Here is a 23,193-nt window from a genome sequence, read left to right as displayed (position 1 = left end):
CCCTACCCCCATGGACTACCTCAACCTCAAGGCGCTGGCCGCCTCCGTCGTGTACTCGCTGCTGGGCATCATCATCCTGGCCATCAGCTTTTATTTATTTAATAAGCTGACGCCGGGCACGTTGCGCCGCGAAATACTGGAGGAGCACAACACGGCCCTGGCCATTATGAGCGCGGCGTTTATGCTGGCGGTAGCTCTTATTATCAGCGCGGCCATTCATGGGTGAGGGGTCCGTTTTGACGCGCCGGCGGCGGGCGCGGGCGGCCGCTGCGGCCCCTGCGGAAGGGGCACCCCGGCCGGCGCTGCTGCTGGGCTCGGTGGCCGTGATAGCTACCTGCGGCCTGCTCTACGAGCTGATTGCCGGCACGCTGGCCTCGTACCTGCTCGGCGACTCGGTGACGCAGTTTTCGACCGTTATCGGGGTGTACCTCTTTAGCATGGGGGTAGGGTCGTGGCTGTCGCGCTACTTGGGTGGGGCGCTGCTGCGCTGGTTTATCCGCCTCGAAATACTGGTGGGACTGGTGGGCGGGGCGTCGGCGCCGCTGCTGTTTGGGCTGTTTGCGCACGTGGGCTCGTTTCGGGTGCTGCTGTATGGGCTGGTGGGCCTGCTAGGCACGCTGGTGGGGCTCGAAATACCGTTGCTGCTGCGCATCTTGCAGGGCCGGCTGGCCTTTAAGGAATTGGTGGCCAGGGTTTTTACCTTCGACTACGTGGGCTCGCTGCTGGCGGCGGTGATATTTCCGCTGGTGCTGGTGCCCCGGCTGGGGCTGGTGCGCACGGCGTTGCTATTTGGGGCGTTGAACGTGGTGGTGGCGGGCGTGAGCTTGCTTTCATTCGAGGAAACGCGGCCCTACCGGCGGCGCTACTTGGCGCTTATTGCCTTGTCGTTGTTGGCGCTGGGCACGGGGGTAGGGCTGGCCGAGCGCATCCAGCGCTACGCCGAGGGCGAGGTGTTTCAGGACACCGTTATCTACGCCCAAAGCACGCCCTACCAGCGGCTGGTGCTAACGGGCAACCACCGGGGCGAGCTGCGGCTGTTTCTCAATGGCAACCTGCAATTTTCTTCGGCCGACGAGTACCGCTACCACGAGGCGCTGGTGCACCCGGCCATGCAGGACCGGCCGCGCGCCAGCCGCATTCTGGTGCTGGGTGGCGGCGATGGCCTGGCCGTGCGCGAGCTGCTGAAATACCCGCAGGTGCAGCACATCCAGCTGGTGGACCTCGACCCGGCCATGACGAAATTATTCCGCAGTAACCAGCTGCTGCGCGAGCTGAATCACAACTCCCTGCACTCGCCCAAGCTCACCATTACCAACGCCGACGCCTACGCCTGGCTGCGCCAGGACACGGCCCGCTACGACGTGGTGCTGGTTGATTTTCCGGACCCCGGCAACTACTCCATCGGGAAGCTCTACAGCACAGCGTTTTACCAGACGCTACGCCAGCGCCTGCGGCCGGGCGGGCTGGTAGTGGTGCAGGCTACCTCGCCCTACGTGGCGCGCCGGGCCTACTGGTGCGTGGTGCATACGCTGGCCGCCAGCGGCTTCAGCCCGGTGCCGTACCACGCCTACGTGCCCTCGTTTGGCGAATGGGGCTACGTGCTAGCCCAGGCCCAGCCCGGCACCTGGCGGCCCGACGGCGGCCCGCTGCCGGCTGGCCTGCGCTTCGCTACCCCCCAGACCATCAGCGAAATGCGGCGATTCCCGCCCGACATGGCCGAGGTACCCACCGACATCAACCAGCTTAATAACCAGGCCCTGGTCCGGTATTTTGAGGAAGAGTGGGGCCCGTATGGGCAGTGAGCAGTGAGCAGTGAGCAGTGAGCAAAATAATCGTTTGTCATGGCGAGCCTGCGAAGCAATCGCACCTGCACGAGTCGTGCGGGTGTCGTGCTGGTGCGATGGCCGCGCTCCACTTCGTTGCGCTCGCAAGGACAGATGATTTTCATGACAAGTAATTTTCTCCTTTGCTCACTGTTCACTGCTCACTACTCACTGAAAACATGTCCCTACCCCGCCGCCAATTCTTAACCCAAGCCAGCGCCGGGCTGGCCGGCACGCTGCTGGCGGGGCTGGTGGGCAGCGTGCCGGGCTGCGCGCCGGCGCGCTCGGCAGTGCGCGGGCAGCTGCGCGGGGCGGGCCACGCGCTGGGCCACCGCCTGCGCGACCTCAAGAGCCTGCCCGCCGCCACGCGCACCGAGGAAATTGACCTGCTGATAATTGGTGGTGGCATCAGTGGGTTGTCGGCGCGGCGGGCGCTGCACGAGCTGGCCCCAGCGCGCCAAGCGCTGCTGCTGGAGCTGGAGCCGGGGGTAGGCGGCAACGCCGCGAGCGGCCATAACGCCCGCACCGCTTACCCCTGGGGCGCGCACTACCTGCCCCTGCCCGACGAGCGCGATGCCGAGCTGCTGGCCTTTTTGCAGCAGGCCGGCGTGCTGACGGGCTACGACCCCGCCACCGGCCTGCCCCACTACGACGAAACCATGCTCTGCCACGACCCGGCCGAGCGCCTGCTGCTGCATGGCCACTGGCAAGCCGGCCTGGTGCCCGAGGTGGGCGTGCCCGCCCCCGACCGCGCCGAAATAGCCCGTTTTCTGGCCCTGATAGAGCGCCTGCGCCGCGCCACCGGCCCCGACGGCCGCGACTTGTTCCGCCTACCCCTCGACCTGTCCTCGACCGATGCAGCCACCCGGCCGCTCGATGCCGAAACAATGGCCGCCTGGCTGGCCCGCCACGACTACCACTCCGAGTACCTGCGCTGGTACCTGGATTATTCGTACCGCGACGACTTTGGGGTGCCGGCCGCGCAGATTTCGGCCTGGGCCGGGCTGCACTACTTCGCCGCCCGCAAGGGCCGCGCCCACAATGCCCCGCCCGATGCCGTGCTCACCTGGCCCCAGGGCAACCACTTTCTGGCCGAAGCGCTGCGCCACCAGGGCGGAGCAGGCGAAATTCGACCAAATACGTTGGTTTTCAGCCTAAAGGAAACTACCGATGGCCGCGTGGAAGCGCTGGCGTTTGACAATGCAACTCAGCAAACTACCCGCCTGCGAGCCCGGCAGGTAGTGCTGGCCACGCCCTGGCACGTGAGCCGGCACCTGCTGCCTGCGGCCCCGGCGCTGGCCCCGCTGCACGCGCCCTGGCTGGTGGCCAACCTCACGGTGGACGCCTACCCCGGCGGTACAGGCCAGCCCTTGAGCTGGGATAACGTGCGCTACGACAGCCCCGCCCTGGGCTACATCGACGCCGAGCACCAGGCCCTGCGCGGCTTCGAAACGGAGGGCCCTTACAGCCTCACCTTCTACTGGGCCCTGCCCACCGACCCGGCCGACCCCATCGCTGCCCGCCGCCACGCCCTGGCCAGCACCTACGAGCAGTGGCTAACCCTCGTGCTCACCGAGCTCGACTTGATGCACCCCGGCCTGGCCGCCCAGGTAACGGCCGCCGAGCTGTGGGTGTGGGGCCACGGCATGGTGGCCCCTACCCCCGGCTACGTGTGGGGACCGGCCCGCGCGCTGGCCCGGCAGCCGCACCTGGGCGGGCGCGTGCACGTGGCCCACACCGACCTCAGTGGTGTGTCGGTTTTTGAGGAAGCGTTTCACCAGGGCCGGCGGGCGGCGCGGGCCGCACTGGGCTCGCCGGCCAGTTAGCCGGTCGTGGCAGATTTTCGTATCAAATTGCTAAGCAAGCCGTTCAGGCAGTAGCGTGAGCTGGAAAGTTCGTGCTACTGCCTGAACAGGCTAGTTAAACCTACCCCCTACCCCTCATGAAACAGCTCCTTTCTTACCAAAGCTTCCTGGCCTTGCTACTGGGCGGACTGCTGCTCGGCGCCTGCGGTGGCAACAGCAGCACCACGACCAGCACGCCCACCAGCATGCTGGGCACCGAATCGGCCGCCACCAAAGTAGGCGGCACCCCGGCCGCCGCCGATACCGCCGCCACGACCACCACGATGGGCGTGCCCGCCGGCCGCACCGTCACTACCCCGGCCAATACGATGGGTACCGGCCACTAAAGCCGGCGCGCCGGGTCGTGGCGGCGGTGCTACTTTGCGGGCCGCCATGCCCCTACCCCCCTCTGCTGCCCAGCCCTGGCTGCGCTCGCCCCGCTACGACGGCTGGCTGATTCTGGCCCCGCCGTTTCTGGCGCTGGCGGTGGTGGCCCTGCTGCCGGCCACCTACCGGCACTCAGCCGAGTTTCCGCTGCTGGCCTGGGTGGCGGTGGTGCTGCTCATCGACGTGGCGCACGTGTACGGCACCCTGTTTCAGACCTACTTTGACCCCGCGCGGCGGCGGCAGCGGCGCACGCTGCTGGTGCTGGTGCCGCTGGCTTGCTACGCGGGCGGGGTGGCGCTGCACGCGGTGGGTGGGCTGGTGTTTTGGCGGGCACTGGCCTACCTCGCCGTGTTTCACTTTGTGCGGCAGCAGTACGGCTTTCTGCGGCTGTATGCCCGGCATGAGGCCCCGGCGCCGGGCGGGTGGCTGCCGGCGGCGCTCATCTACGCGGCCACACTCTACCCGCTGCTGCACTGGCATTTATCGCCACCGCGCAATTTCAGCTGGTTTGTGGAGGGCGACTTTGTGCAGCGCGACTGGCCCCTGGGCCGGCACCTGGCCACTGCCGCTTATGCCGCTCTGCTGCTGGCCTACGCGGCCCGCGAGGCCTGGCTTTTTTACCGGTTTCGTACGTTCAACCTGCCCCGCAACCTGCTGCTGGCCGGCACGGCCGCCAGTTGGTACGCAGGCATCGTGCTGTTTAACGGCGACCTGGCCTTTACGCTGCTCAACGTAGTGGCCCACGGCGTACCCTACCTGGCGCTGGTGTGGAGCCGCCGCCCGGCCGGCGCCACCGGGCGCGGCTGGTGGGCCGGGCGCGGGGGCCTACCCCTCTTTCTGGGGGCCATCGTGCTGTTTGCTTTTGTGGAAGAAGGGCTATGGGATGGCCTGGTGTGGCGCGAGCACGGCACGGTATTCGGCTGGTTTGGGCACCTGCCGGCCGTGGCCGCGCCGGGCCTATTGAAGTGGCTGGTGCCGCTGCTGGCCCTGCCCCAGAGCACGCACTACGTGCTCGACGGCTTTATCTGGCGGCGAGAAAAAGCCGGTAGCCAGTCAGCCGCACTCACTAGTTAACTAAGCATTAGGTGTCACCCACTAATCAATAGCCGGTTCTTTAGTAAGCAGGTAACGGGAGGACGCGCCTTTGCTCCTATTTTTAGGTATGCAACCCGCCTACCCTACTACCGAAGATTTATCGATTGCGGTTTGGCTCAAGCGATTTGCCGCCGTGCTGCCCGCCTACGCGGCCAAATACCAGATTGCGGAGGCGGAGGCCCACGCCCTGCAACGGGCCGAGGAGGGCTTTTTGAATGGCATGAGCGAGCAGATAACCCGCGTTATGCAGGCTATTCTGCGGCTAGCCGGGCCTGCTGGTGGTAGCTGGCCACCATCGGCCGTGCCCTACCCCCCTCTCATGCGCGCGTTGCCCCGGCAAGCCACCATGCTGAGCTACCGCATCCTGAGCCACAGCGCCTATGACCCGGCCGACGGCTGCGCCCTCGGCCTCGAATCACCAATCTACTAACTACTTACTTCTCCTTCCCCTTCTATTTTTATCCTAAAGAGGCGCGGCAACTAAGTTGCCGCGCCTCTTTTTTTCGGGGTTTTCAGAAAGCTGCTGGCTGCTTGGTAGCTGCACCAACTGCGTTACATCACTTCGTAATAACCAGCTCGACGCGGCGATTGAGCTTGCGGGTTTCCTCACGGTCGTTGCTGAATTTGGGCTTCTCGCCCCCGTAGCCAACGGTAGTAATGCGGCTGGCAGATACGCCTTTATCGACCAGGTAGCGCTTCACGGCCGCCACGCGGTCCTCGCTGAGCTTCACGTTCAGGGCCGGGGTGCCCACGTTGTCGGTGTGGCCTTCTAGGCGAATTTCGAGCTGCGAATTGTCTTTCAGCGACTCGGCCAATTTATTGAGGGTAGCAAACGACGAGCCCAGCAGCTTGGCCTGGGCCTGCACGAAGAGTAGGTCGGGCAGGTCGAGGCGCGAGCCCACGGTGGCGGGCGTGAGGCGCGGCTCGTAGCGGCGCGACTCGCCGGCTTTTACCGCGAACGTATCGACGCGGGTGAGCAGGCCGGCGGTGGTCACGACGCGGTAGCGGCCGGGCGCCAGCGACATCTGAAAGCCCACCTGGTCGGCCCGCGCCGTGCTGCGGAAGTCAATCGGCCCGCCAATCATCAGCGCCTGCACCTCGGCCCCGCCCGCGATGGGCTGGCCAGTGCGCGCATCGAGCACCCGGCCCGTGACGAGGGCGCGGGGCTGGCTCATGGGGTCGGCCGCGGCCGCCGCGATGGCGGCTGAATCCACCACCGGCGGCGGCCCGGGCGCGGTGCGAAAGAGCTTCTTGGGGTTCGTGTCTTTGGCGCCGGTGCTGGCGTAGTAGGCCGTGCCATCGGGGCCGACAGCGAAAAACGCATCGTAGCCCGGTCCGTTGAAGCGCGGGCCCAGGTTTTCGGGCTGGCTCCACTTGGTCCAGGAATCGTCGAGGCGCTGGCTCACGAAGATATCGGCCGAGCCGTAGCCCTGGTGGCCGTATGAGCTGAAATACAGTGTTTTACCATCGGCCGCCAGCCAGGGCGCAAACTCGTAGCCCGGCGAGTTGACGACCATGCCCAGGTTCTGGGGCGCCGAGTAGCCGCCGCCCTCGGCCCGGCTTATGTAGAGGTCATTTCCGCCCTGCGAGTCGTCGCGCTCCAGGCTCAGCAGCAGCACTTTCTCGTCGGGCGTCATAAAGAAGCCAGTGCCGGGGCTCAGGCTGCTGAAGTTGCTGATGCGCAGGGGGGTAGGGCCGCCGTTGCCGCCCACCGCCACGCGGGCCGCGCCCTGGTCGCGCAGGGGGCTGGCGTCGTAGGTACCCAGCAGCAGCAGCGACGGGGGGCTGCCGGCCGGGCCCACCACGGCCTGCACGGCGTTGTTCTGGGCGGTGTTGAGGCCGGGCGGGCGGTCGGGACGGGTGGGCGCGGCCCAGGTGCGGCCGCCATCGGTGCTCTGGCTCAGCCAGATATCACCGCTTTCGGCCAGGCCTTCGGTATTGCCCGCAAAGCGCGTGCGGTTGAAATACAGGCCTTTGCCGTCGGGCGTGGGTACGGGTTGCAGCTCGCTGCTGCCGCCCGCGCCGAGCGTGGGCAGGGCCTCGGGCGCGGCAAAGTAGGGCGGGCCGGTGGCCAGCTTCAGCTGCAACTGAAACAGGCGCCAGAGCTGGCTGGAGCGCCCTACCCCCCGCGCCGCCACGATGGCGGTGTTGTTGAATTTGTTGTTGGTTTCGAGCGTTGCCACCCGGTCGTCGAGTCGGTTCTGGAGCTGGAAGGTGCCGGGCGGGCCGGTGGGCACCAGCCGCCACTGCTGCCCCAGCCCGCCCGTGAAGGGGCGCTGCACCAGCGGCGTGGTGGCCCTGGGCTCGGCGCCCGCAGTCACTTCCAGGGTCAGGCACAGGCCGCTGTGCTTGGCCTCCAGGCGATAATATTCGCCGCCTTCCCGGATGGTGACCAGGTGCCACTGCTGGCTGGGCGCGTGGGTAAACTCCCACTGCACGGCGGGCGCGCCGCTGGTGATGGCGGCCTTGGCCACGTCGAGGCTGCGCCCGCTGGCCCGGTTGATAATGCCGTAGAGCGCGCGGTTATCGGGCACGATGGCCGTTTGGGCGGCGGCCGAAAATGCCAACAAACACAGGAAAAGTACTCGAATCATACCGCAAAGGTGGCGATGAGATGAGAAAGGCGGGAGGCAGGGAGGATTGGCTGATAAAAAGGCTGTCATGCTGAGCCTGTCGAAGCATCTCTACGGCGCGGTAGAGATGCTTCGACAGGCTCAGCATGACAGCCTTTTTTGCCTTTACGCTCCAAGTCCCTACCCCCTATTCCAGCCCAAACTTGCCGCGAAACTTGCGGTCGAGGGCAGTTTGCTTGCTTTCGAGGGTGAGGCGGCGGCCGTCGATGTAGGCCTGGGTGAGGGCGTTGGTGCGCATGTCGAGCAGGTCGCCGCGGCTCACGATGAGCGTGGCCGACTTGCCCACTTCGAGACTGCCATAGTCTTTATCAATGCCCATGATGCGGGCCGGGCTGAGCGTAATGGCCGTGAGGGCCTGCTCCTTGGTCAGCCCGAAGGCCACGGCCTGGCCCGCCACGAAGGGCAGGTTGCGCGCCCGTGAAGTCTCCTGTTCACCCTGAAAGTCGAGGCAGTAGCGGATGCCGGCGGCTTGCAGCTGGGCGGGCAGCTTGTAGGGCTGGTCGTAGTCGTCGCCGTCGCGGCGGGGCAGGGCCTGCACGCGGCTCAGCACCACGGGCACGTCGTTTTGCTTGAGGAAATCGAGCACCATCCAGGCGTCGCGGGCGCCCACGAGGGCTACTTTTTGCACACCCAGGCGCTTGGCCATCCGCACCGATTCGATGAGTTCCTTGCCGTAGTCGGCGTGAATGTAGAGCGTCTTGGTGCCGTCGAACAGGCCCTTCATTGCGCTTAGGCGCAGGTTTTCTTTGCGGCCGGCAGGCAGCTGGCGGTAACTGGCGGCCTCGCCCAGTAGCTGCTCCAGGTCGCGGAGCTGGGCGGTGCGGGCGTCCTGGCGGCGGGTGAGGGCGGCGGCATCCTCGGCGGGGTTGGCCTTGATGACCATGGCGGGCCAGGTGATGTGCAGGCCATCGTCGGCCTTCACCACGGCATCCTGCCAGTTCCAGGCGTCGAGCTGCACCACCGAGCTGGCGCCCGACAGGAAGCCGCCGCGGGGGGTAGGCTGGGCCAGCAGCACGCCGTTGATGCGCACGGTGGGCGTCACGTCCGAGTCGGTGTTGTAGGCAATGAGCGCCCGCACGTTGGGGTTGAGGGCACCCACTTCCTCATCGTCCACGGTGGCACGAACGGCTTCTACCTCATTGAGACCCAGGGTAGTATTGGGTAGAATAAGACCCGGATACACTTGCTGCCCGCTGATGTCACGGGTTTCGTAGCCGGTTTGGGTGAAGCCCGCGCGCGGCCCAGCGTACACCAGCCGGCCCTTGTCGAAGGCCACGGCGGCATTCTCAATTACCTGGCCGGTGCCGGTATGCAGCGTGCCGCCCACCAGCACGATGGGCGCCGCCTGCGGCGCGGCGGGGGTAGGCACCTGGGCGGCGGCGGCGAGGGGCGCGAGGGCGGTGAGGAGGGGTAGGAATTTCATATCGTTCTGGCGGGCGCCTCACCCCCCGGCCCCCTCTCCGAAAAGGAGAGGGGGAGCCACGGCGGCGCAGGCATTTGTAGTTGAAATTTGTAGTAGCATTCTTCAGGCTCCCCCTCTCCTTTTCGGAGAGGGGGCCGGGGGGTGAGGCGCCCGCCAGAACGACCTTCGTTACTTCTGCTCCTCCGCCACCTGCCCAATGGTGTCGCAGGTCCAGTGGCCGACGGGCTTTTCGCGGGCGGCCTGGGTAGGCGCTCCGGTTTTGCGGGCGGCCAGCATGGCTTGCACCAGGCGCTGGCGCTCCTGGTCGCGTTGCTGGCGCAGCTCCTGGTCCTTTTTCAGGCTAAAATACTCGCGGCCATCGACGAAGGTGTTTTCGGCTTTGGCGTAGATGCTCAGTGGGTTATCGCTCCACAGCACCACGTCGGCGTCCTTACCCTCCCGGATGCTGCCCATGTGGCCGTCGAGGTGCAGCATGCGGGCGGGATTGATGGTGACGAACTCCAGCGCCTCGGTTTCGGGGATGCCGCCGTACTTCACGCTCTTGGCGGCTTCCTGGTTGAGGCGGCGGCTCATCTCGGCATCGTCGGAGTTGATGGCTACGTTGAGGCCCACGCGGTGCATGATGGCGGCGTTGAACGGGATGGCGTCGCGCACTTCGTTTTTGTAGGCCCACCAGTCGGAAAAGGTGCTGGCGTTGATGCCGCGCGCCTTCATCTTGTCGGCTACCTTATAGCCTTCCAGAATGTGGGTGAACGTGTTGACCTTGAATCCCATCTGGTCGGCCACGTTCATGAGCATGTTAATCTCGCTCTGCACGTAGCTGTGGCAGGTGATGTGGCGCGTATCGTGCAATATTTCGACCAGCGCATCCAGCTCCAGGTCGTGGCGGGGCTGCTCGGCCTTGGCCTGCTGGCCTTTCGATAACTTGTTATAAGTCAGCCATTCCTTCTCGTACTGCTTGGCGCGGGTGAAGGCATCCACGAACACCTGCTCGGTGCCCATGCGCGTTTGGGGGAAGCGCAGCACGTTGAGCTCGCCCCAGTTGCTCTGCTTCACGTTTTCGCCCAGGGCAAACTTGATAAAGCCCGGCGCGTCGGCGATTTTCATCTCCTGGCCGGTGGCGCCCCAGCGCATCTTCACCAGCGCCGACTGCCCGCCGATGGGGTTGGCCGAGCCGTGCAGCAGCTGCGCGGCCACTACCCCCCCCGCCAGGTCGCGGTAGATGCCCACGTCCTCAGGGTCAATGACATCGCCGATGCGCACCTCACTGGTCACGGCCTGGGTGCCTTCGTTTACGCCCTCGGCAATGGCCAGGTGCGAGTGCTCATCAATAATGCCCGGCGTGAGGTGCTTGCCGGTACCATCGAGGGTGCGGGCGCCGGCCGGGGCGGCCAGGCTCTTGCCGATTTTTTGAATCTTACCGCCGCTCAGCAGCACGTCGGTATTCTCCAGCTTACCCGCCTTTTCGCTGGTCCACACGGTGGCGTTTTTGATGAGCACCGGCTGTTGCGCGGGCGTGCCGCCCAGGCCGTAGGCGCCGAGCGGGTAGCTCACCTTGCCTAGTACGAGGGGGGGTAGGGCCTTGGCCGAGTCGCGGCGGGCCTGGCGGCTGGCCTCGTCGAGGCGGCGGGCGCTCCAGGTCACGGGCGTGCCGTCGGGCAGCTGGCCATCGCCACGGAAAGTCTTGGTTTCGGCCGCGTAATAGCCGCTGAGACGAATGGCCCCGGCGTTGGTGGGCGGCGTGCTGTTATTGGTAGGCTTGGGGGCTGGGGCTTTGCCCTTCACTTTGTCTTCCGGATTGAAAACTATAGTTACCAACTCGGTGCTCACCGCAATGGAGCCGCGAGCAGTGTCGGCAGGCATCCCGTTGATGGCAGAAACCAAGCGCAACTCTGGCGTTTCGGGCTTGCTGCCCTGGATGAGCAAGCGCATATCCGCGCTAATCTTATACTCGTCCTTCAGAATTTTTTCGGCCGTCACCAGCTGCAAAGCATACACGCCGCGGTAATCCACGGGCTGGGTGCTGAGCTGGTAGCGCTCGCCCTGCACCCAGTTGTCGAGCAGCACCGTGCTCTCGTCGAGCAGCGGGCGCGAGCACACCAGGAAGTTGGCCACCAAGCCGGGGCGCAGGCTGCCCACCTCGTTTTCGGCGTGCAGCAGGCGGGCGGGGGTAGCGGTGAGGGCCTGCAAAATCTGCTGCTCGGTGAGGCCGTAGCGGGCGGCCTTGCGCACGTTGGGCCAAAACTTGGTCTTGTCCTTGAGGTCGGCCACCGTGAAGCAGAAGGGTAGGCCGGCCTGGGCCAGCCGGGCAGCGTTGGCGGGGGCCTGCTCCCAGTGCTGCATATCTTCGAGGGCAATGCGCTGGGCATCGTACACATCATCAACCTGATACGCCTCGGGAAAATTGACGGGCACCACGAACGTGGCGCCGGTGGTTTTCAATTCGGGCAGGCGCTGGTACTCGTCGCCGTGGCCCTTGATGATGTACTGCACGCCGGCCTCGTCGCCCACGCGGTCGGCGCGCAGCGCCGAGAGCTTGTCGCGCACCTCGAAGATGGCGGGCAGGCGCTTTTGCTGGCTCAGGGCGGCCAACGACAGGTTTTGCTCGCGGCGCGGGTTGCGCTGGTTCCAGCTCGCATCGAGATATGTTTGGCGCAGCAGCGCGATGCTACCCATCAGCGAGCTGGGGTAGTCCTGGGTGCTGGTGCCTTTATCAAACGACAGGCCGCTGGCGGCCCGGTCGAGCAAAATCACCTCGTTCTCCTTCAGGTCGGTATTAAGGCTCACCAGGGCCGCCGTGCCGCGCATAATGCCGTCGGGCTGCTGCGTGAGCACCGCCCCGAAACCCAGCTGGCGATAGGCCTTGGCCTGCTCGGCATTTATTTTAAACAGCTCGGCCGCGTTGGCTTCGGGGTGAATGGCCTGGTTCCAGTCGTAGGCGCCCGCCTTTTGCGAGTCGAACTGCGGGCCGGTGCCGCGCCGGCCGCGCCGCTCGGGGGCCTTGGTTTCGGGCACGCCGTAGCTGGTAAAAATATCGACCAGGCCGGGGTAGATGTACTGCCCGCGCAGGTCGCGCACCACCGCGCCGGCCGGAATCTTCACGCTGGCCGTGAGCCCTACCGCCTCCACTTTTCCTTCCCGAATGACGAGCGTCGCGTCCGTGAGCCGGGTTTTGTAGTCGGTCTGGATGGTGGCGTGCGTGAAGGCGTAGAGGCCGGGCCGCTGGTCATACACGCCATTGCGGGGGTAGGTGCCGGGCTGCGCCAGCGCCGGCACGGCCGCGCCTAGGCCCAACAAAGCCAGCCCGGCGCGCAATGAAAAAGAGAGCTTCGGAGTCAAAGTATAACCAATAAAATACAGCGGAGTAAGAAGGCCAGCGCCCACGCGGCCGGCCCTTGCGCCAAAAGTAGGGGCGAGTAGATGCGATGCTGCATCCTACTGCGAAGTTTTATCGTTTTTCCAGTTAACTTACTCACTTAATCTTCTCTCCCCATGCGCAAAGGCACCCAAGTCAATTGGAAGTACGGCACCGGCACGGCCACCGGCAAAATCGAATCCGTTCACAAGGAGTCCATCACCCGCAAGCTCAAGGGCAGCGACATCACCCGCAACGGTACCGAGGATAACCCGGCTTTCGTCATCGTGCAGGACAATGGCGACCGGGTTCTCAAGCTCAAGAGTGAGGTAAAACCAATTGGCTGACCGCAATTATCTTTATTCATGTTTTACAGCTATTCTCTTTCCATTTTCCACATGTTCACCTTCACTCATGCCTTTTTCTACTGCTGAATTTTATGCCGTGCGCTACCAGGCCGAGCCGCCGCTGGTAAGGGGGGTAGTGCAGCGGCCGCTATCGCCGGCCGAGTTCACGGAGGCCTGCGAGCTGCTGCTGGCCAAGGCGCAGCAGCACCAGTGCCCGTTTTGGCTGCTCGATGGCCGGGCCGACACCTCCGAGCGCCCGTCTGACGTGTATGAGTGGCTGGGCGACGAATTTTTGCCCCGCGTGTACAAGACCTTGGGGCGTATTCCGTGCCTGGCTTTTATAGCGCGGGCCGAGTTTTGGGAGGCGATGCAAGCCCGCAACTATGCCTCGCCCACCAGCCCTTTGTTTGCGACCACCTTTCGGGCCGACTGGTTTACCAGCGAGCAAGACGCCCTGGCTTGGCTGGGGCAGTTTCGGCCGGCCATTGGCATGCCGGTGAGAAGGTAGGGCGCACGGTACGTTGGTCAAATAGAACGTCACTGGCGGTTTCGCAACTAGCTACTTTCCAAACAAGAAGCCCCGCCAGCAGCTGCTGGCGGGGCTTCTTGTTTGAATCGAAACCGGGGGGTAGGGCCGGCCTAGCGGTTGTGCGAGTCAGGCTTGATGAAAGCTTCCTTCTCCATTTCTTCGGGCACCACCACAATGCCTTTTTGCAGCATCGAGTTGCTCTTGCCATAGAGGAAGTACACGACGAAGCCCACCAGCATCCAGCCCACGGCTACTTCCAGGGTGAAAGAATCGAGGCCAACGATGAGGGCCAGGCACACCAGCGCGCCCATGATGGGCACCAGCGGGAAGTCCGGCGTGGAGAGTGGCGCCCGGAACGGCCGCGGCTGCGCGGGGTCCGATTTGCGCATAATCCACACGCCCAGGCTCACCAGCACGAAGGCCAGCAGGGTGCCAAACGAGGTGAGGTCGCCGGCCAGCGAGCCGGGCACGAAGGCCGCGAACAAGCCCACGAACACCATCAGCATCAGGTTCGACTTGTACGGCGTGTTGAAGCGCGGGTGCAGCTCCGAAAACGCCTTGGGCATCAACCCGTCTTTGGCCATCGAGAAGAATACCCGGCTCTGGCCCATGAGCATCACGAGCATTACCGACGTGAAACCCAGCAGGATACCCACCGTTACGGCCGTGGCCAGCCAGCTGTAGCCGGTCATGTGCGCCTTAATGGCGTAGGTCACCGAGGCCTCGCCGCCAATGGCTGGGTCGGCAAATTCGCGCCAGTTGGCCACGCCCGTCAGCACGTGTCCAAACAGGATGTAGAGCACCGTGCAAATGGCCAGCGAGCCCAGAATGCCGATGGGCATGTCGCGCTTGGGGTTTTTGGCCTCCTGCGCAGCCGTGCTCACGGCATCAAACCCAATAAAGGCGAAGAACACAATGCCCGCGCCGCCCAGGATGCCGCCCCAGCCGTGCTTGTTCCAGCCATCGTAAGTGCGGACTACTTCGCCGGCGGCGTTTTTCACCACGGCATCGGCCGGAATGAGGTAGGGCGTATGGTTGGCGGGGTTGATGAACTGCCAGCCCACCGCGATAAACACGATAACGATGAGCACCTTCAGCACCACGATAACGGCGTTGAACATGGCCGATTCCTGGGTGCCTTTTACCAGCAACAAGCTCAGGGCCACGATAATGAGCAGCGCCGGCAGGTTGATAAAGCCCTGCTGCGACACGCCATTAATCACGGCGTGCTCGAAGGGCGAGTGACACAGATTATAGGGTATACTGGTATGAAAGACTTCTAAGAGCTTGTTCAAATACTCGCTCCAGGCGATGGATACGGTGGCCGCGCCCAGCGCGTATTCCATGATGAGCGCCCAGCCGATAATCCAGGCCACAAACTCACCCATGGTGGTGTAGGCGTAGGTGTAGGCCGAACCGGCGATGGGAATCATGGCCGCAAACTCGGCGTAGCACAGGCCCGCAAACACGCAGCCAAAAGCCGCCAGGATGAAGGCCAGCGTGACGCCCGGCCCCGAGGCCTGGGCAGCGGCGGCCGCCGTGCGCACAAACAAGCCCGCCCCGATGATGGCGCCCACGCCCAGCGCTACGAGGTTGCCCGCGCCCAGCGTGCGTTGCAGGGTGCCGTGCCCGGTTGAGTTAGCTTCGCCCAGGAGTTGGGCGAGCGGTTTTTTGGCAAAAATACTAGCCATGCAAAAAGGGGTAAAAGAACCAGTGGGGGGAAAATAGTAACCGTTTTTTCGCGTTGCGATAAGACTGGGGAATAACCAGCCGGGCCGAAAATACGCGAAACTTCGCAACTGACGCACTTTCGGATTTGGCAAGGGCTTTGCGCACAGCCGCGCCAGTGCCCACGCGGGGCCCGCCCTACCCCCTCGGCTGGGCCGCAAGGCGGCTGAGGCTACATTTTTTAGTTTATTCATTATCAGTTGATTTTTTATGAAAAAATCCTTCCTCCTCCTATTAGCGCTGAGCCTGGCCGCTGCCGGGGCCCATGCCCAATCGGGCGGGACAGCTACCTCCGCTGCCGACCGCAACACCTTGCAGCAGGCCACCATCCAGGCCCAACGCATGGCCCAGGAGCTAGGCCTCTCGCCCGACCAGCACGCCCGCCTGCGCCAAGTGCTGCTAATGACCCGCCAGCACATGGACGCCGACCGCGCCGCCCACCACGACGACCCCGCCGCCCTGCAAACCGCCATGGCCTTCGACCGCGCCAAATCGGACGAGCTCATTCGCGGGGTGCTCACCCCCGCGCAGTACGTGCGCTACCAGCAGTTCAAGGCCGCCCGCATCGGGCAGCTGCACACCACGGCGCACACTGATTAAAGTGGTGAGATGGTGAGTGGTGAGTAAAAAGAACGTCATGCTTCGACAAGCTCATCATGACGTTCTTTTTACTCACCACTCACCATCTCACCACTTCATCGGTAAAAAAGCCCTCTCCGGCGATGGAAGAGGGCTTTTTTATGTTCGGCGCGGGCTTTGGCGTGCTCCTTGTATTTCACCTGGCACACCGGAGCCAACGCGGCCGCGCCTCCTGCTTTTCTCTCCTTTTTTCTGCTTAAAAATCACTCCTTGCTATTATGAAAAAGCCCCTGTTTCTGCTGGCCGCCATGGCCTTTGCCACCGCCAGCTTTGCCCAAATTGCCCCTACCCCTACCCCTGCCCAAACGGTTCAGGCACACCACGGCAAACATGCCCACCAGCATAAAACCCCCGAGCAGCGCGCCGACCACGGCACTACCATGCTCACCAAAAAGCTGAGCCTCACGGCCACCCAACAGCCCAAAGTGCACCAAATTTTGCTGGCCCAGGCCCAGGAAGGCCAGGCCCTGAAGGCGCAATACCCCGCCAAGGAGCAGCGCCAAGCCCGCCACCAGGCCATGCAGGACGGCCGTGCCAAGTACCAGGCCCAGCTGCAAGGCGTGCTCAGCGCCGACCAGTACGGCAAGCTGCAAGCCCTGCACCAGGAGCACCAGCACAAGGGCGAGCACGGCGGCAAGCGGCAGGCCAAAAGCTAGCCCGCAGGGTCCCTACCCCCCTCCCGAACCCCGGCCCCACGGCCGGGGTTTTTTGGTGCCCGGCGCGCCGGGGCGCGGGGCGCCGGGCCGGGCTATGTTGCGCCGGCTCGTTATATTTGACCTTATCACCTACCCCGGCAGCCCGATAATCAGGCATTTAGCCTCGCGCCGCCAACTCCTCCATGCCGCTCCCCAGTAGTAGCACCCCCGCGGTGCAGATTCAGCAGTTTTATGATAAGGGCCTCGCGCACGCCTCGTACGCCGTGCGCGCCGGCCGCCAGATGGCCGTGATTGACCCCGGCCGCGACCCGCAGCCCTACTACGATTTTGCCGACGAGCACGACGCCGAGATTGTGGCCGTGATTGAGACGCACCCCCACGCCGACTTCGTGAGCAGCCACCTCGAAATAGCCCGCGAAACCGACGCCACCATCTACTGCAGCAAGCTCACTGACGCGCGCTACCCCCACAAAAATTTCGACGACGGCGACCGCCTCAAGCTGGGCACCGTGGAGTTGCACGCCCTCAACACCCCCGGCCACTCGCCCGATAGCATCAGCGTGCTGCTCCTGGATGAGCTGGCCCAAACCCGCGCCGTGTTCACGGGCGACACGCTCTTCGTGGGCGATGTGGGCCGGCCCGACCTGCGCGAGGACACCACCGACGGCGGCCACACCCGCGAGGCCCTGGCCGCCCAGCTCTACGCCAGCCTGCGCCAAAAGCTGATGGCCCTACCCCCCGCCACGCGCGTGTACCCGGCCCACGGCCCCGGCTCGCTGTGCGGCAAAACTACCAGTACTGACCTCGACAGCACCATTGCCAAGGAGCTGGCCACCAACTACGCGCTCCAGCCCATGTCGGAGGCCGAGTTTATCGAAGTGCTGCTCAAAGACCAGCCGTTTGTGCCTAAGTATTTTAAGCACGATGTGCAGCTCAACAAGCAGGGCGCATCCAACTTCGAAGACAGCGTGCGGACCGTGCCGCGCCTGGGCAACCAGGACGCGCCGGAGCCGGGCGTACTGCTCATCGACACCAGGCCGGCCGCGCAGTTCCGCGCCGGTCACCTGCCAGGCGCCCTCAACCTGCAGGACGGCGCCAAGTTTGAAACCTGGCTGGGTTCGGTAGTTGGCCCCACCGAGCCGTTCTACCTGCTGGCCGACACCCGAATTCAGCTCGACGCCGTGATTCGCAAGGCCGCCAAAATCGGCTATGAGGCCATCATCAAAAGTGCCCTGCTGGCCCCTACCCTCCTGCCCGCCACCAGCCCCGAGGTAGACGCGGAAGCCATGCGCGCTCACCCCGAGCAGTTCACCATCGTGGACGTACGCAACCGTACCGAAGCAGTTGAATCCTTATTCAACAACGCCTTGCTCATCCCGCTGCCCGAGCTGCGCGAGCGCGTGGGCGAAATCCCGACCGATAAGCCCGTGCTGGTGCACTGCGCCAGCGGATACCGCTCAGCGGCTGGGGCCAGCATCATTGAGGCCGCCCTACCAGGGGTAGCAGTGCATGATTTGGGCGAGGCAGTGACGGAGTTTATGAGGGAGTAAAGAGTGATGAAAGGCATCAGGAGTCAAGGCAAGCCCGGCTCACCACAACACCGGTTTAGGCTGTGGCTGGGGTGAGTAGGCCGCCTTCCTCTCGGCCGGCGCCCAGAGCGGCCAGCGTGAGCGGGCCGGGTTCGGTGTAGCTCAGGCGGGCAGCGTGCCCGGCGGCGCGCAGGTCCTGGAGCAGGGCGGGGCCATCGGCTTCGGGCGTGAAGGTGTCGGCGGTAGTGGCAACAACCTGCACCGGACGCAGCGGCAAGCCCGCCAGCAACGTTCGCCGGCCGGGTAGGGGCGGGAATACGGCCGCGTAGAGCACCAGCCGCTTGTAAGCAACGGCGGTGGTGGCCAACCAGTGGCAGGCCACCACCGCGCCGTGCCCATAGCCGAGCACGGTAACGGGCGTGCCAGCCGGGCAGGCGGCCAGGGTGCGGGCGGTCAAGCCTTCGAGGTAGCCGGCGGCATCGGCCAGGTCGGGCGCTATCGAATTGGGCGCAAACCACATGGCACGGTCGGAGGCTAGCTCGTCGGACCCATCGGGAAGGGTGTAGCGGGAAAGCGCTTCGGGCAGGATGAGCAGCCGCTCCGGGGTATCGAGGTTGACGAGCTGCGCGGCCAGCTCCGCCACGGGCTGGTCGTGGTCGTGCAGGCATATCCAGACGTGCTGGATAGCCGGCCCAGGCTCGCCCAGACTGAAAAAGCGGGCCGTACGGGGCGTAATGAAAGTGGCGGGCTGCATTAGATGGTGCTAAAAAATATAGAGAAAACCCTCCGACTCGGTTGATGACGTGGAGGCGTTTTGGGCTGGCTGCTGCCGTAGTTTAGCCAGGTAGTATTGCAGCGAAAAGTACTTGAGGTCGCACCCAGCGTCCAAACAAAAAAATAGGCTGGCACGGGCGTTTTACCTACCCCCAACTCCCAGTGGGAAGCGCTTTGGGGGTAGGCCCTACCAGAACTTATTGATGCACACCTCCTGGTTTTTCTTCTTCAGCCGCAAGCCAATCAGGATTTCGTGGCTGCCGCCGTTGTAGCCGGCCAGCTGCGAGGTGCCGGCATCGTAGGAGTAGCCCAGCGTAAACTGCTCGTAGCTGAGGCCCACCATGCCCACCACCGAGTCGAAGGCGCGCCACGACGCGCCGAACCACAGCAGGTCCTTGTACTTGAGCTTAGCGTTGAGGTCCACCGAGAGCGGGGCGGGGTTCACCACCTTAACCAGCGCCGACGGCACCACCATTAGAGCGGTTTCCAAGTCAGTGTACATAGCTCGTTCTCGCGTTCGCCTCACCCCCCGGCCCCCTCTCCGAAAAGGAGAGGGAGAGCCAGACGGGCAAAAAGTGTACACTGATTTGAAAACCGCTCTAGTAGCCCAATGGCAAGGCCATGAAGCAGTTCCCAAGTCGGTGTCCAGATTGGTTGGTGCGGACTTGGGAATCGCTCTAAGTCCCCCGAAACAAGGTACCTGCTCAAGTCATAATGCGCCGACAGGAAATAGTAGCAAATTCGGCTAAAAGGCGGGGGTAGGGCGCGCAGCGCGAATAGCTGGTTAGTTCGGTAAGTAAAGCTAGTTGGCCCAATAGCCGCTCAGACCATTTGCCTTGGATAAAAGATGATGCAAAATTTTGTATTATTTATAATTATACCACTAATAGATTGACACAAAACAGACTTTATAAATTATAAAATTAATGCTTGGAAAATTAAATTAAATTCTTTAAATAATATTATTATTTTCTTATTTTTTGGCGTTTAAAGCGTTATAAAACTTTTTAAATCAAATTTTGACAAACTCTCCTTACCTTTATGGGTAGCTGAGTCCTCCTATTTGTTAAAATTAAAAATCTCTACATGAAACACGATTATTCCAAGATGCTTATTCGCCATCTGCAGCGCATCTACGTTTTGCTTCTGTGTTTATCGGCTCCGCTTGCCATGCAGGCGCAAACACTTACAGTAGGAGCCGCGCCGAGTAATACCCTGCCCTTGCAGGATTTCGGCACTATACCGGTTAACCGCACATCTGCGCTTAAGTCGTTTTTGATAAGCGGCGCCAGCCTGACCAACGACGTTACCGTCACTGCTCCAGATGGCTTCCAGATTCGAGTGGGTAGCAACCCTTTCTCGACCGCTGCCATTACATTAACCCCTCTTGATGGCACCTTGAGCGCAACGACTATCGATACCCGTTTTGCACCGGTCGTTTCCAGCGCGCACCAAGACGGAACTGGCACGTATGCCGACAATATTGTTGCTACGACGCCTTCAGGAGCTACTACTGTGAGTCAGTCGGTGGCGGTAAGTGGCACATCTCCGAGTGGCCCTTATATATTTGTAGACCCTACGCTGCTTGCTTTTGGGCAGGTTTCGGGCAGTGGCTCGGGCCAGGTGTTGACGTTCACGGTAGGAGGCAAGAACCTAGGCAGTACCGATATCACGCTTGCTACCGCCCTCACCTCCCCTACCACTACGGGAGGTATTCAAGTGCGCAACCCAGCAATTGCTGGCAGTGTGTTTCAAAATTCTATAACGCTTACTCCGGTGAACGGTGAAGTAATCGCAACGACTATTCAGGTCCGCATTGTGGGCCCGGTGGCGAGCAACAGCAACTTCACTGGCACCATTACCGCCACGAGTGGCGCGGCAGTGGCAGCCCCGAGCAACGTGGTGCAGGTGACGGGCAACAACTCTTTCACGGACCCCAACAGCTCGTCGACGTTTACGGTTAGTACCCCCCCTACCAACCCGATAACACCTGGCTACCCCAGTGGGGGCCAGCCGTTGCAGCCATTCAGCACAGTGCCGGAAAAAGCGTCAGCCAGCCAGACACTGGTTGTGAGCGGCAGTTTCCTTATAAATGGTATTCTGGTGCGCGCACCAGCTAACTTCCAGGTATCGCTCGACAACGCTTTCACTGGCCTGGGTGCAGGCAGCACGGGCACGGTTACGGGCAATTCCCTTACTATCAACCCGGTGGGTGGCAAGGTTGAAAACGTGCTGGTGTATATTCGCTACGTGCCGCTGGTGGCAGGTAAGGAGAGCGGAACGGCTATTAATTTCAGCAGCTCGCCCGCAACTTCTATCGGCACGACGGTTTCGGCCAACAGCATTGGCACCATCGAATCGCGCACGGTTTTCATTAAGCCCAGCCCGCTGGTAATTGGCACCAATGTGCGGTCGGCTCCGCAGCTGATTCGCATTCATGCCGAACTGGTACGCAATCCGACCCGCATCTCGGTTTCGGGCGAATCGCAGGGTGCCCAGGGTAATCCGAATGGCTACGCGCAGTTTCGGATTTCAACGGATGGGACTACCTACACTGACCCGACGAACACCACTAACAACTACATTCAACTAACACCAGACCCGACCACTAATATCATTGACCAGGATATTTATGTTGTTTACGCGCCCACTCGCGTAGGAGCCGCGCAGGCCGTGCTGCAATACCTCACTCCAGACGTCACAGCTTCGCCGGCCAACACTACCTCACCCATTACAAGCAGTTTTTCGGGGACGGATGCCAACCAGCTGCGCGGTACAGCCATCGATGTTGAGCCGACTCGCGAAACGCCATTTCAAGCCGCGCGCAATGTGGGAGACGCGTCAGCTTCCATTAATTTCCAACCCGACTCGAAACTTACCGGATACGGCGAATTTCACCTCGTGCTCATTAGCACCAAATCCTCGCTGACCGTGCCGGATGTGATGCCCCTGGATGGTACAGACTATAATGCAAGTAACGGGGCTTTCCAGGGCGCTGGTCAAAGCACGCTCTCCGATGGCCAGGGTAACCTCTACTACGTCGTATCGGCGGGGGGAGCTCCTACAGCTACGATTACGGGCTTGAACCCGCAAACGACTTATTACGCGTATGTGTTTGATTATAACAGCACCAACCTATACGACGACGGCGACCCTAACCAGCCGGGTACCATCTTGATTAGCAACGCCGAAAACTATAAAGGCCCGGCCCAATCAACGGTCTTTGGCGCAATACTACCCGGAGTGACCCCCTTGCCCGTAGGGTTGAGTGCCTTTACGGCTCAGATTGCGGGCCCCACGGTGGTACGCATAGCCTGGGCTACGGCTTCGGAAAAGAATAATGCCGGCTTCACGGTGGAGCGTAGCATAGGCGGGCAGCCTTTTGCGGCAATCGGCACGGTGTCCGGTGCGGGCACCAGCACTGCTTCGAACACGTACGCCCTGCTCGATGCGAAACTGCCAGCCGGGGCTACCCTGCTTTACTATCGCCTGCGCCAGACGGACCTGGACGGTACCAACACGTACTCGCCCGTTAGGGCCATCACCTTCGCGGCGGCTAAAACAGATAAGCTAGCCCAGCTGCTGGTTTATCCCAATCCGGCTACCCAAGCGGTGCACGTACAGCTGCTCGGCCCGGCCGCCGAGGCTCCACTGGAGGTAATTGATGCCCTGGGCCGCCTGCTGCGCACCCAGGCCGCCCCTACCAACGGGGAAGAAGCCCTGTTGCCGCTGACTGGCTTGCCGAGTGGCCTCTACATAGTGCGCTGCGGCAAGTTGAGCCAACGCCTGCACATCAACTAATTTACTTAAATCTTTTAGGTTAAGCGAGCAAGGCCGCTTCCTTATCCACGTAGCGCTACGTGGATAAAGAAGCGGCCTTGCTGTGTCAATACTATTTCGGAGATGAAGCCGGGCGAGGTTTTTCTATCCGCGACTCTCAGCATTATCTGACTAAGGGGCAGCTACTTGCTTTACCTCATTAGCTTCGTTCTTTCTTCGATAATTTACCTTACTGACCGCCTTAGCGCAGTTCTCACGGTCGTTGCTTTCACACTATAACCTTCCCTACCCCCTTACCAGCTTGCCACCAGCCCAGGGGGGTAGCGTTTCGGGGTAGCTGTCGGTTGTGGTGCAGAAAACGACGTCAGCATTGGTCTTCAGAGCACGCGGGCAACGCATGATGGCTGGTTGCGGCAGGTTGGCGCAGGCGCTTTGCCTACCCAGTATCCAGCGGGGAGCGCAGCAGAGAGCACGTTCTACCAGAACTTGTTGATGCACACCTCCTGGTTCTTCTTCTTCAGCCGCAAGCCAATCAGGATTTCGTGGCTGCCGCCGTTGTAGCCGGCCAGCTGCGAGGTGCCGGCATCGTAGGAGTAGCCCAGCGTAAACTGCTCGTAGCTGAGGCCCACCATGCCCACCACCGAGTCGAAA

General features: G+C 62.7%; 20 protein-coding genes. 13 read left to right on the top strand and 7 right to left on the bottom strand.

The genetic code is table 11. The features are described 5' to 3' along the window. Nucleotides 1-10 precede the first annotated feature (10 nt). The 6 genes from E4631_RS03705 (at nt 11) to E4631_RS03680 (ending at nt 5,579) form a co-directional block, all read left to right on the top strand. Nucleotides 11-226: a DUF350 domain-containing protein gene (locus E4631_RS03705; RefSeq protein ID WP_133659981.1), complete on the top strand. Its 216-nt coding sequence runs from the start codon at nt 11-13 to the stop codon at nt 224-226. Next, nucleotides 219-1,802, top strand: coding sequence for a polyamine aminopropyltransferase (locus E4631_RS03700; RefSeq protein WP_133659982.1), 1,584 nt, complete (start codon nt 219-221; stop codon nt 1,800-1,802). The genes E4631_RS03705 and E4631_RS03700 overlap by 8 nt, the downstream gene beginning before the upstream one ends. Nucleotides 1,803-2,002: 200 nt before the next feature. Next, on the top strand, nt 2,003-3,649 hold the full coding sequence (locus tag E4631_RS03695; protein WP_133659983.1) for an FAD-dependent oxidoreductase: 1,647 nt from the start codon (nt 2,003-2,005) through the stop codon (nt 3,647-3,649). Between the two features lie 116 nt (nt 3,650-3,765). Further along, the gene (locus tag E4631_RS03690) at nt 3,766-4,014 is read left to right on the top strand and encodes a hypothetical protein (protein WP_133659984.1); all 249 of its coding nucleotides are present in this window, start codon (nt 3,766-3,768) and stop codon (nt 4,012-4,014) included. 46 nt (nt 4,015-4,060) lie between these two features. Next, nucleotides 4,061-5,128, top strand: a complete 1,068-nt coding sequence (locus tag E4631_RS03685) for a hypothetical protein (RefSeq protein WP_133659985.1) — start codon at nt 4,061-4,063, stop codon at nt 5,126-5,128. 88 nt (nt 5,129-5,216) lie between these two features. Beyond that, entirely contained in the window at nt 5,217-5,579 is a 363-nt protein-coding gene (locus E4631_RS03680; protein WP_133659986.1) for a hypothetical protein, read from the top strand. A 127-nt stretch (nt 5,580-5,706) separates the two neighbouring features. On the opposite strand, the gene E4631_RS03675 is transcribed toward E4631_RS03680, so the two are convergent. The 3 genes from E4631_RS03675 to E4631_RS03665 form a co-directional block, all read right to left on the bottom strand. Then, complete coding sequence (locus tag E4631_RS03675; RefSeq protein ID WP_166648259.1) at nt 5,707-7,743, bottom strand: RICIN domain-containing protein; 2,037 nt, start codon at nt 7,741-7,743, stop codon at nt 5,707-5,709. 166 nt (nt 7,744-7,909) lie between these two features. Then, nucleotides 7,910-9,205 carry an amidohydrolase family protein gene (locus E4631_RS03670; protein ID WP_133659988.1) on the bottom strand — a complete coding sequence of 432 codons (1,296 nt, stop codon included), beginning with the start codon at nt 9,203-9,205 and terminating at the stop codon, nt 7,910-7,912. Nucleotides 9,206-9,373: 168 nt separating this feature from the next. Next, the gene (locus E4631_RS03665) at nt 9,374-12,544 is read right to left on the bottom strand and encodes an amidohydrolase family protein (protein ID WP_240734654.1); all 3,171 of its coding nucleotides are present in this window, start codon (nt 12,542-12,544) and stop codon (nt 9,374-9,376) included. Between the two features lie 153 nt (nt 12,545-12,697). Here E4631_RS03665 and E4631_RS03660 point away from each other — a divergent pair, with 153 nt between their 5' ends. Together E4631_RS03660 and E4631_RS03655 are read left to right on the top strand one after the other, a co-directional pair. Further along, on the top strand, nt 12,698-12,907 hold the full coding sequence (locus tag E4631_RS03660) for a DUF2945 domain-containing protein (protein ID WP_133659989.1): 210 nt from the start codon (nt 12,698-12,700) through the stop codon (nt 12,905-12,907). A gap of 67 nt (nt 12,908-12,974) precedes the next feature. Then, nucleotides 12,975-13,415: a hypothetical protein gene (locus E4631_RS03655; RefSeq protein WP_133659990.1), complete on the top strand. Its 441-nt coding sequence runs from the start codon at nt 12,975-12,977 to the stop codon at nt 13,413-13,415. Between the two features lie 131 nt (nt 13,416-13,546). Here the strand turns inward: E4631_RS03655 and E4631_RS03650 are convergent, their stop codons facing one another. Further along, nucleotides 13,547-15,127: an amino acid permease gene (locus E4631_RS03650; RefSeq protein ID WP_133659991.1), complete on the bottom strand. Its 1,581-nt coding sequence runs from the start codon at nt 15,125-15,127 to the stop codon at nt 13,547-13,549. 247 nt (nt 15,128-15,374) lie between these two features. On the opposite strand from E4631_RS03650, the gene E4631_RS03645 reads away from it, so the two are divergent. From E4631_RS03645 to E4631_RS03630, 4 genes are all read left to right on the top strand, one after another. Continuing rightward, nucleotides 15,375-15,764: a hypothetical protein gene (locus E4631_RS03645; RefSeq protein WP_133659992.1), complete on the top strand. Its 390-nt coding sequence runs from the start codon at nt 15,375-15,377 to the stop codon at nt 15,762-15,764. A 56-nt stretch (nt 15,765-15,820) separates the two neighbouring features. Continuing rightward, nucleotides 15,821-16,003 carry a hypothetical protein gene (locus tag E4631_RS03640; protein WP_133659993.1) on the top strand — a complete coding sequence of 61 codons (183 nt, stop codon included), beginning with the start codon at nt 15,821-15,823 and terminating at the stop codon, nt 16,001-16,003. An 18-nt stretch (nt 16,004-16,021) separates the two neighbouring features. Next, nucleotides 16,022-16,459 (top strand): hypothetical protein, encoded by a 438-nt coding sequence (locus E4631_RS03635; protein ID WP_133659994.1) that lies wholly within the window; start codon nt 16,022-16,024, stop codon nt 16,457-16,459. 182 nt (nt 16,460-16,641) lie between these two features. After that, a complete protein-coding gene (locus E4631_RS03630) occupies nt 16,642-18,009 on the top strand; it encodes an MBL fold metallo-hydrolase (protein WP_133659995.1) in 1,368 nt (455 codons plus the stop codon). Nucleotides 18,010-18,064: 55 nt separating this feature from the next. Here E4631_RS03630 and E4631_RS03625 read toward each other — a convergent pair whose 3' ends face one another. Next, nucleotides 18,065-18,742 carry a hypothetical protein gene (locus tag E4631_RS03625; protein ID WP_133659996.1) on the bottom strand — a complete coding sequence of 226 codons (678 nt, stop codon included), beginning with the start codon at nt 18,740-18,742 and terminating at the stop codon, nt 18,065-18,067. Between the two features lie 207 nt (nt 18,743-18,949). Next, nucleotides 18,950-19,252, bottom strand: a complete 303-nt coding sequence (locus tag E4631_RS03620; RefSeq protein WP_167797024.1) for a type IX secretion system membrane protein PorP/SprF — start codon at nt 19,250-19,252, stop codon at nt 18,950-18,952. Between the two features lie 596 nt (nt 19,253-19,848). Between E4631_RS03620 and E4631_RS03615 the strand changes: the two genes are divergently transcribed. After that, nucleotides 19,849-22,563: a T9SS type A sorting domain-containing protein gene (locus E4631_RS03615; RefSeq protein ID WP_133660022.1), complete on the top strand. Its 2,715-nt coding sequence runs from the start codon at nt 19,849-19,851 to the stop codon at nt 22,561-22,563. 455 nt (nt 22,564-23,018) lie between these two features. On the opposite strand, the gene E4631_RS27005 is transcribed toward E4631_RS03615, so the two are convergent. Further along, a complete protein-coding gene (locus E4631_RS27005) occupies nt 23,019-23,180 on the bottom strand; it encodes a type IX secretion system membrane protein PorP/SprF (RefSeq protein WP_369073963.1) in 162 nt (53 codons plus the stop codon). Nucleotides 23,181-23,193 lie beyond the last annotated feature (13 nt).

It is taken from the genome of Hymenobacter sp. UV11, from assembly GCF_004684095.1.
Taxonomy (GTDB): Bacteria; Bacteroidota; Bacteroidia; order Cytophagales; family Hymenobacteraceae; genus Hymenobacter.
This window is presented reverse-complemented; position numbering and strand designations above follow the sequence as displayed.

What these genes read in the sequence shown, in the direction of transcription:
- E4631_RS03705 (WP_133659981.1), top strand. Translation starts at nt 11, where the DNA reads ATGGACTACCTCAACCTCAAGGCGCTGGCCGCCTCCGTCGTGTACTCG.
- E4631_RS03700 (WP_133659982.1), top strand. Translation starts at nt 219, where the DNA reads ATGGGTGAGGGGTCCGTTTTGACGCGCCGGCGGCGGGCGCGGGCGGCC.
- E4631_RS03695 (WP_133659983.1), top strand. Translation starts at nt 2,003, where the DNA reads ATGTCCCTACCCCGCCGCCAATTCTTAACCCAAGCCAGCGCCGGGCTG.
- E4631_RS03690 (WP_133659984.1), top strand. Translation starts at nt 3,766, where the DNA reads ATGAAACAGCTCCTTTCTTACCAAAGCTTCCTGGCCTTGCTACTGGGC.
- E4631_RS03685 (WP_133659985.1), top strand. Translation starts at nt 4,061, where the DNA reads ATGCCCCTACCCCCCTCTGCTGCCCAGCCCTGGCTGCGCTCGCCCCGC.
- E4631_RS03680 (WP_133659986.1), top strand. Translation starts at nt 5,217, where the DNA reads ATGCAACCCGCCTACCCTACTACCGAAGATTTATCGATTGCGGTTTGG.
- E4631_RS03675 (WP_166648259.1), bottom strand. Translation starts at nt 7,743, where the DNA reads ATGATTCGAGTACTTTTCCTGTGTTTGTTGGCATTTTCGGCCGCCGCC.
- E4631_RS03670 (WP_133659988.1), bottom strand. Translation starts at nt 9,205, where the DNA reads ATGAAATTCCTACCCCTCCTCACCGCCCTCGCGCCCCTCGCCGCCGCC.
- E4631_RS03660 (WP_133659989.1), top strand. Translation starts at nt 12,698, where the DNA reads ATGCGCAAAGGCACCCAAGTCAATTGGAAGTACGGCACCGGCACGGCC.
- E4631_RS03655 (WP_133659990.1), top strand. Translation starts at nt 12,975, where the DNA reads ATGCCTTTTTCTACTGCTGAATTTTATGCCGTGCGCTACCAGGCCGAG.
- E4631_RS03650 (WP_133659991.1), bottom strand. Translation starts at nt 15,127, where the DNA reads ATGGCTAGTATTTTTGCCAAAAAACCGCTCGCCCAACTCCTGGGCGAA.
- E4631_RS03645 (WP_133659992.1), top strand. Translation starts at nt 15,375, where the DNA reads ATGAAAAAATCCTTCCTCCTCCTATTAGCGCTGAGCCTGGCCGCTGCC.
- E4631_RS03640 (WP_133659993.1), top strand. Translation starts at nt 15,821, where the DNA reads ATGACGTTCTTTTTACTCACCACTCACCATCTCACCACTTCATCGGTA.
- E4631_RS03635 (WP_133659994.1), top strand. Translation starts at nt 16,022, where the DNA reads ATGAAAAAGCCCCTGTTTCTGCTGGCCGCCATGGCCTTTGCCACCGCC.
- E4631_RS03630 (WP_133659995.1), top strand. Translation starts at nt 16,642, where the DNA reads ATGCCGCTCCCCAGTAGTAGCACCCCCGCGGTGCAGATTCAGCAGTTT.
- E4631_RS03625 (WP_133659996.1), bottom strand. Translation starts at nt 18,742, where the DNA reads ATGCAGCCCGCCACTTTCATTACGCCCCGTACGGCCCGCTTTTTCAGT.
- E4631_RS03615 (WP_133660022.1), top strand. Translation starts at nt 19,849, where the DNA reads ATGAAACACGATTATTCCAAGATGCTTATTCGCCATCTGCAGCGCATC.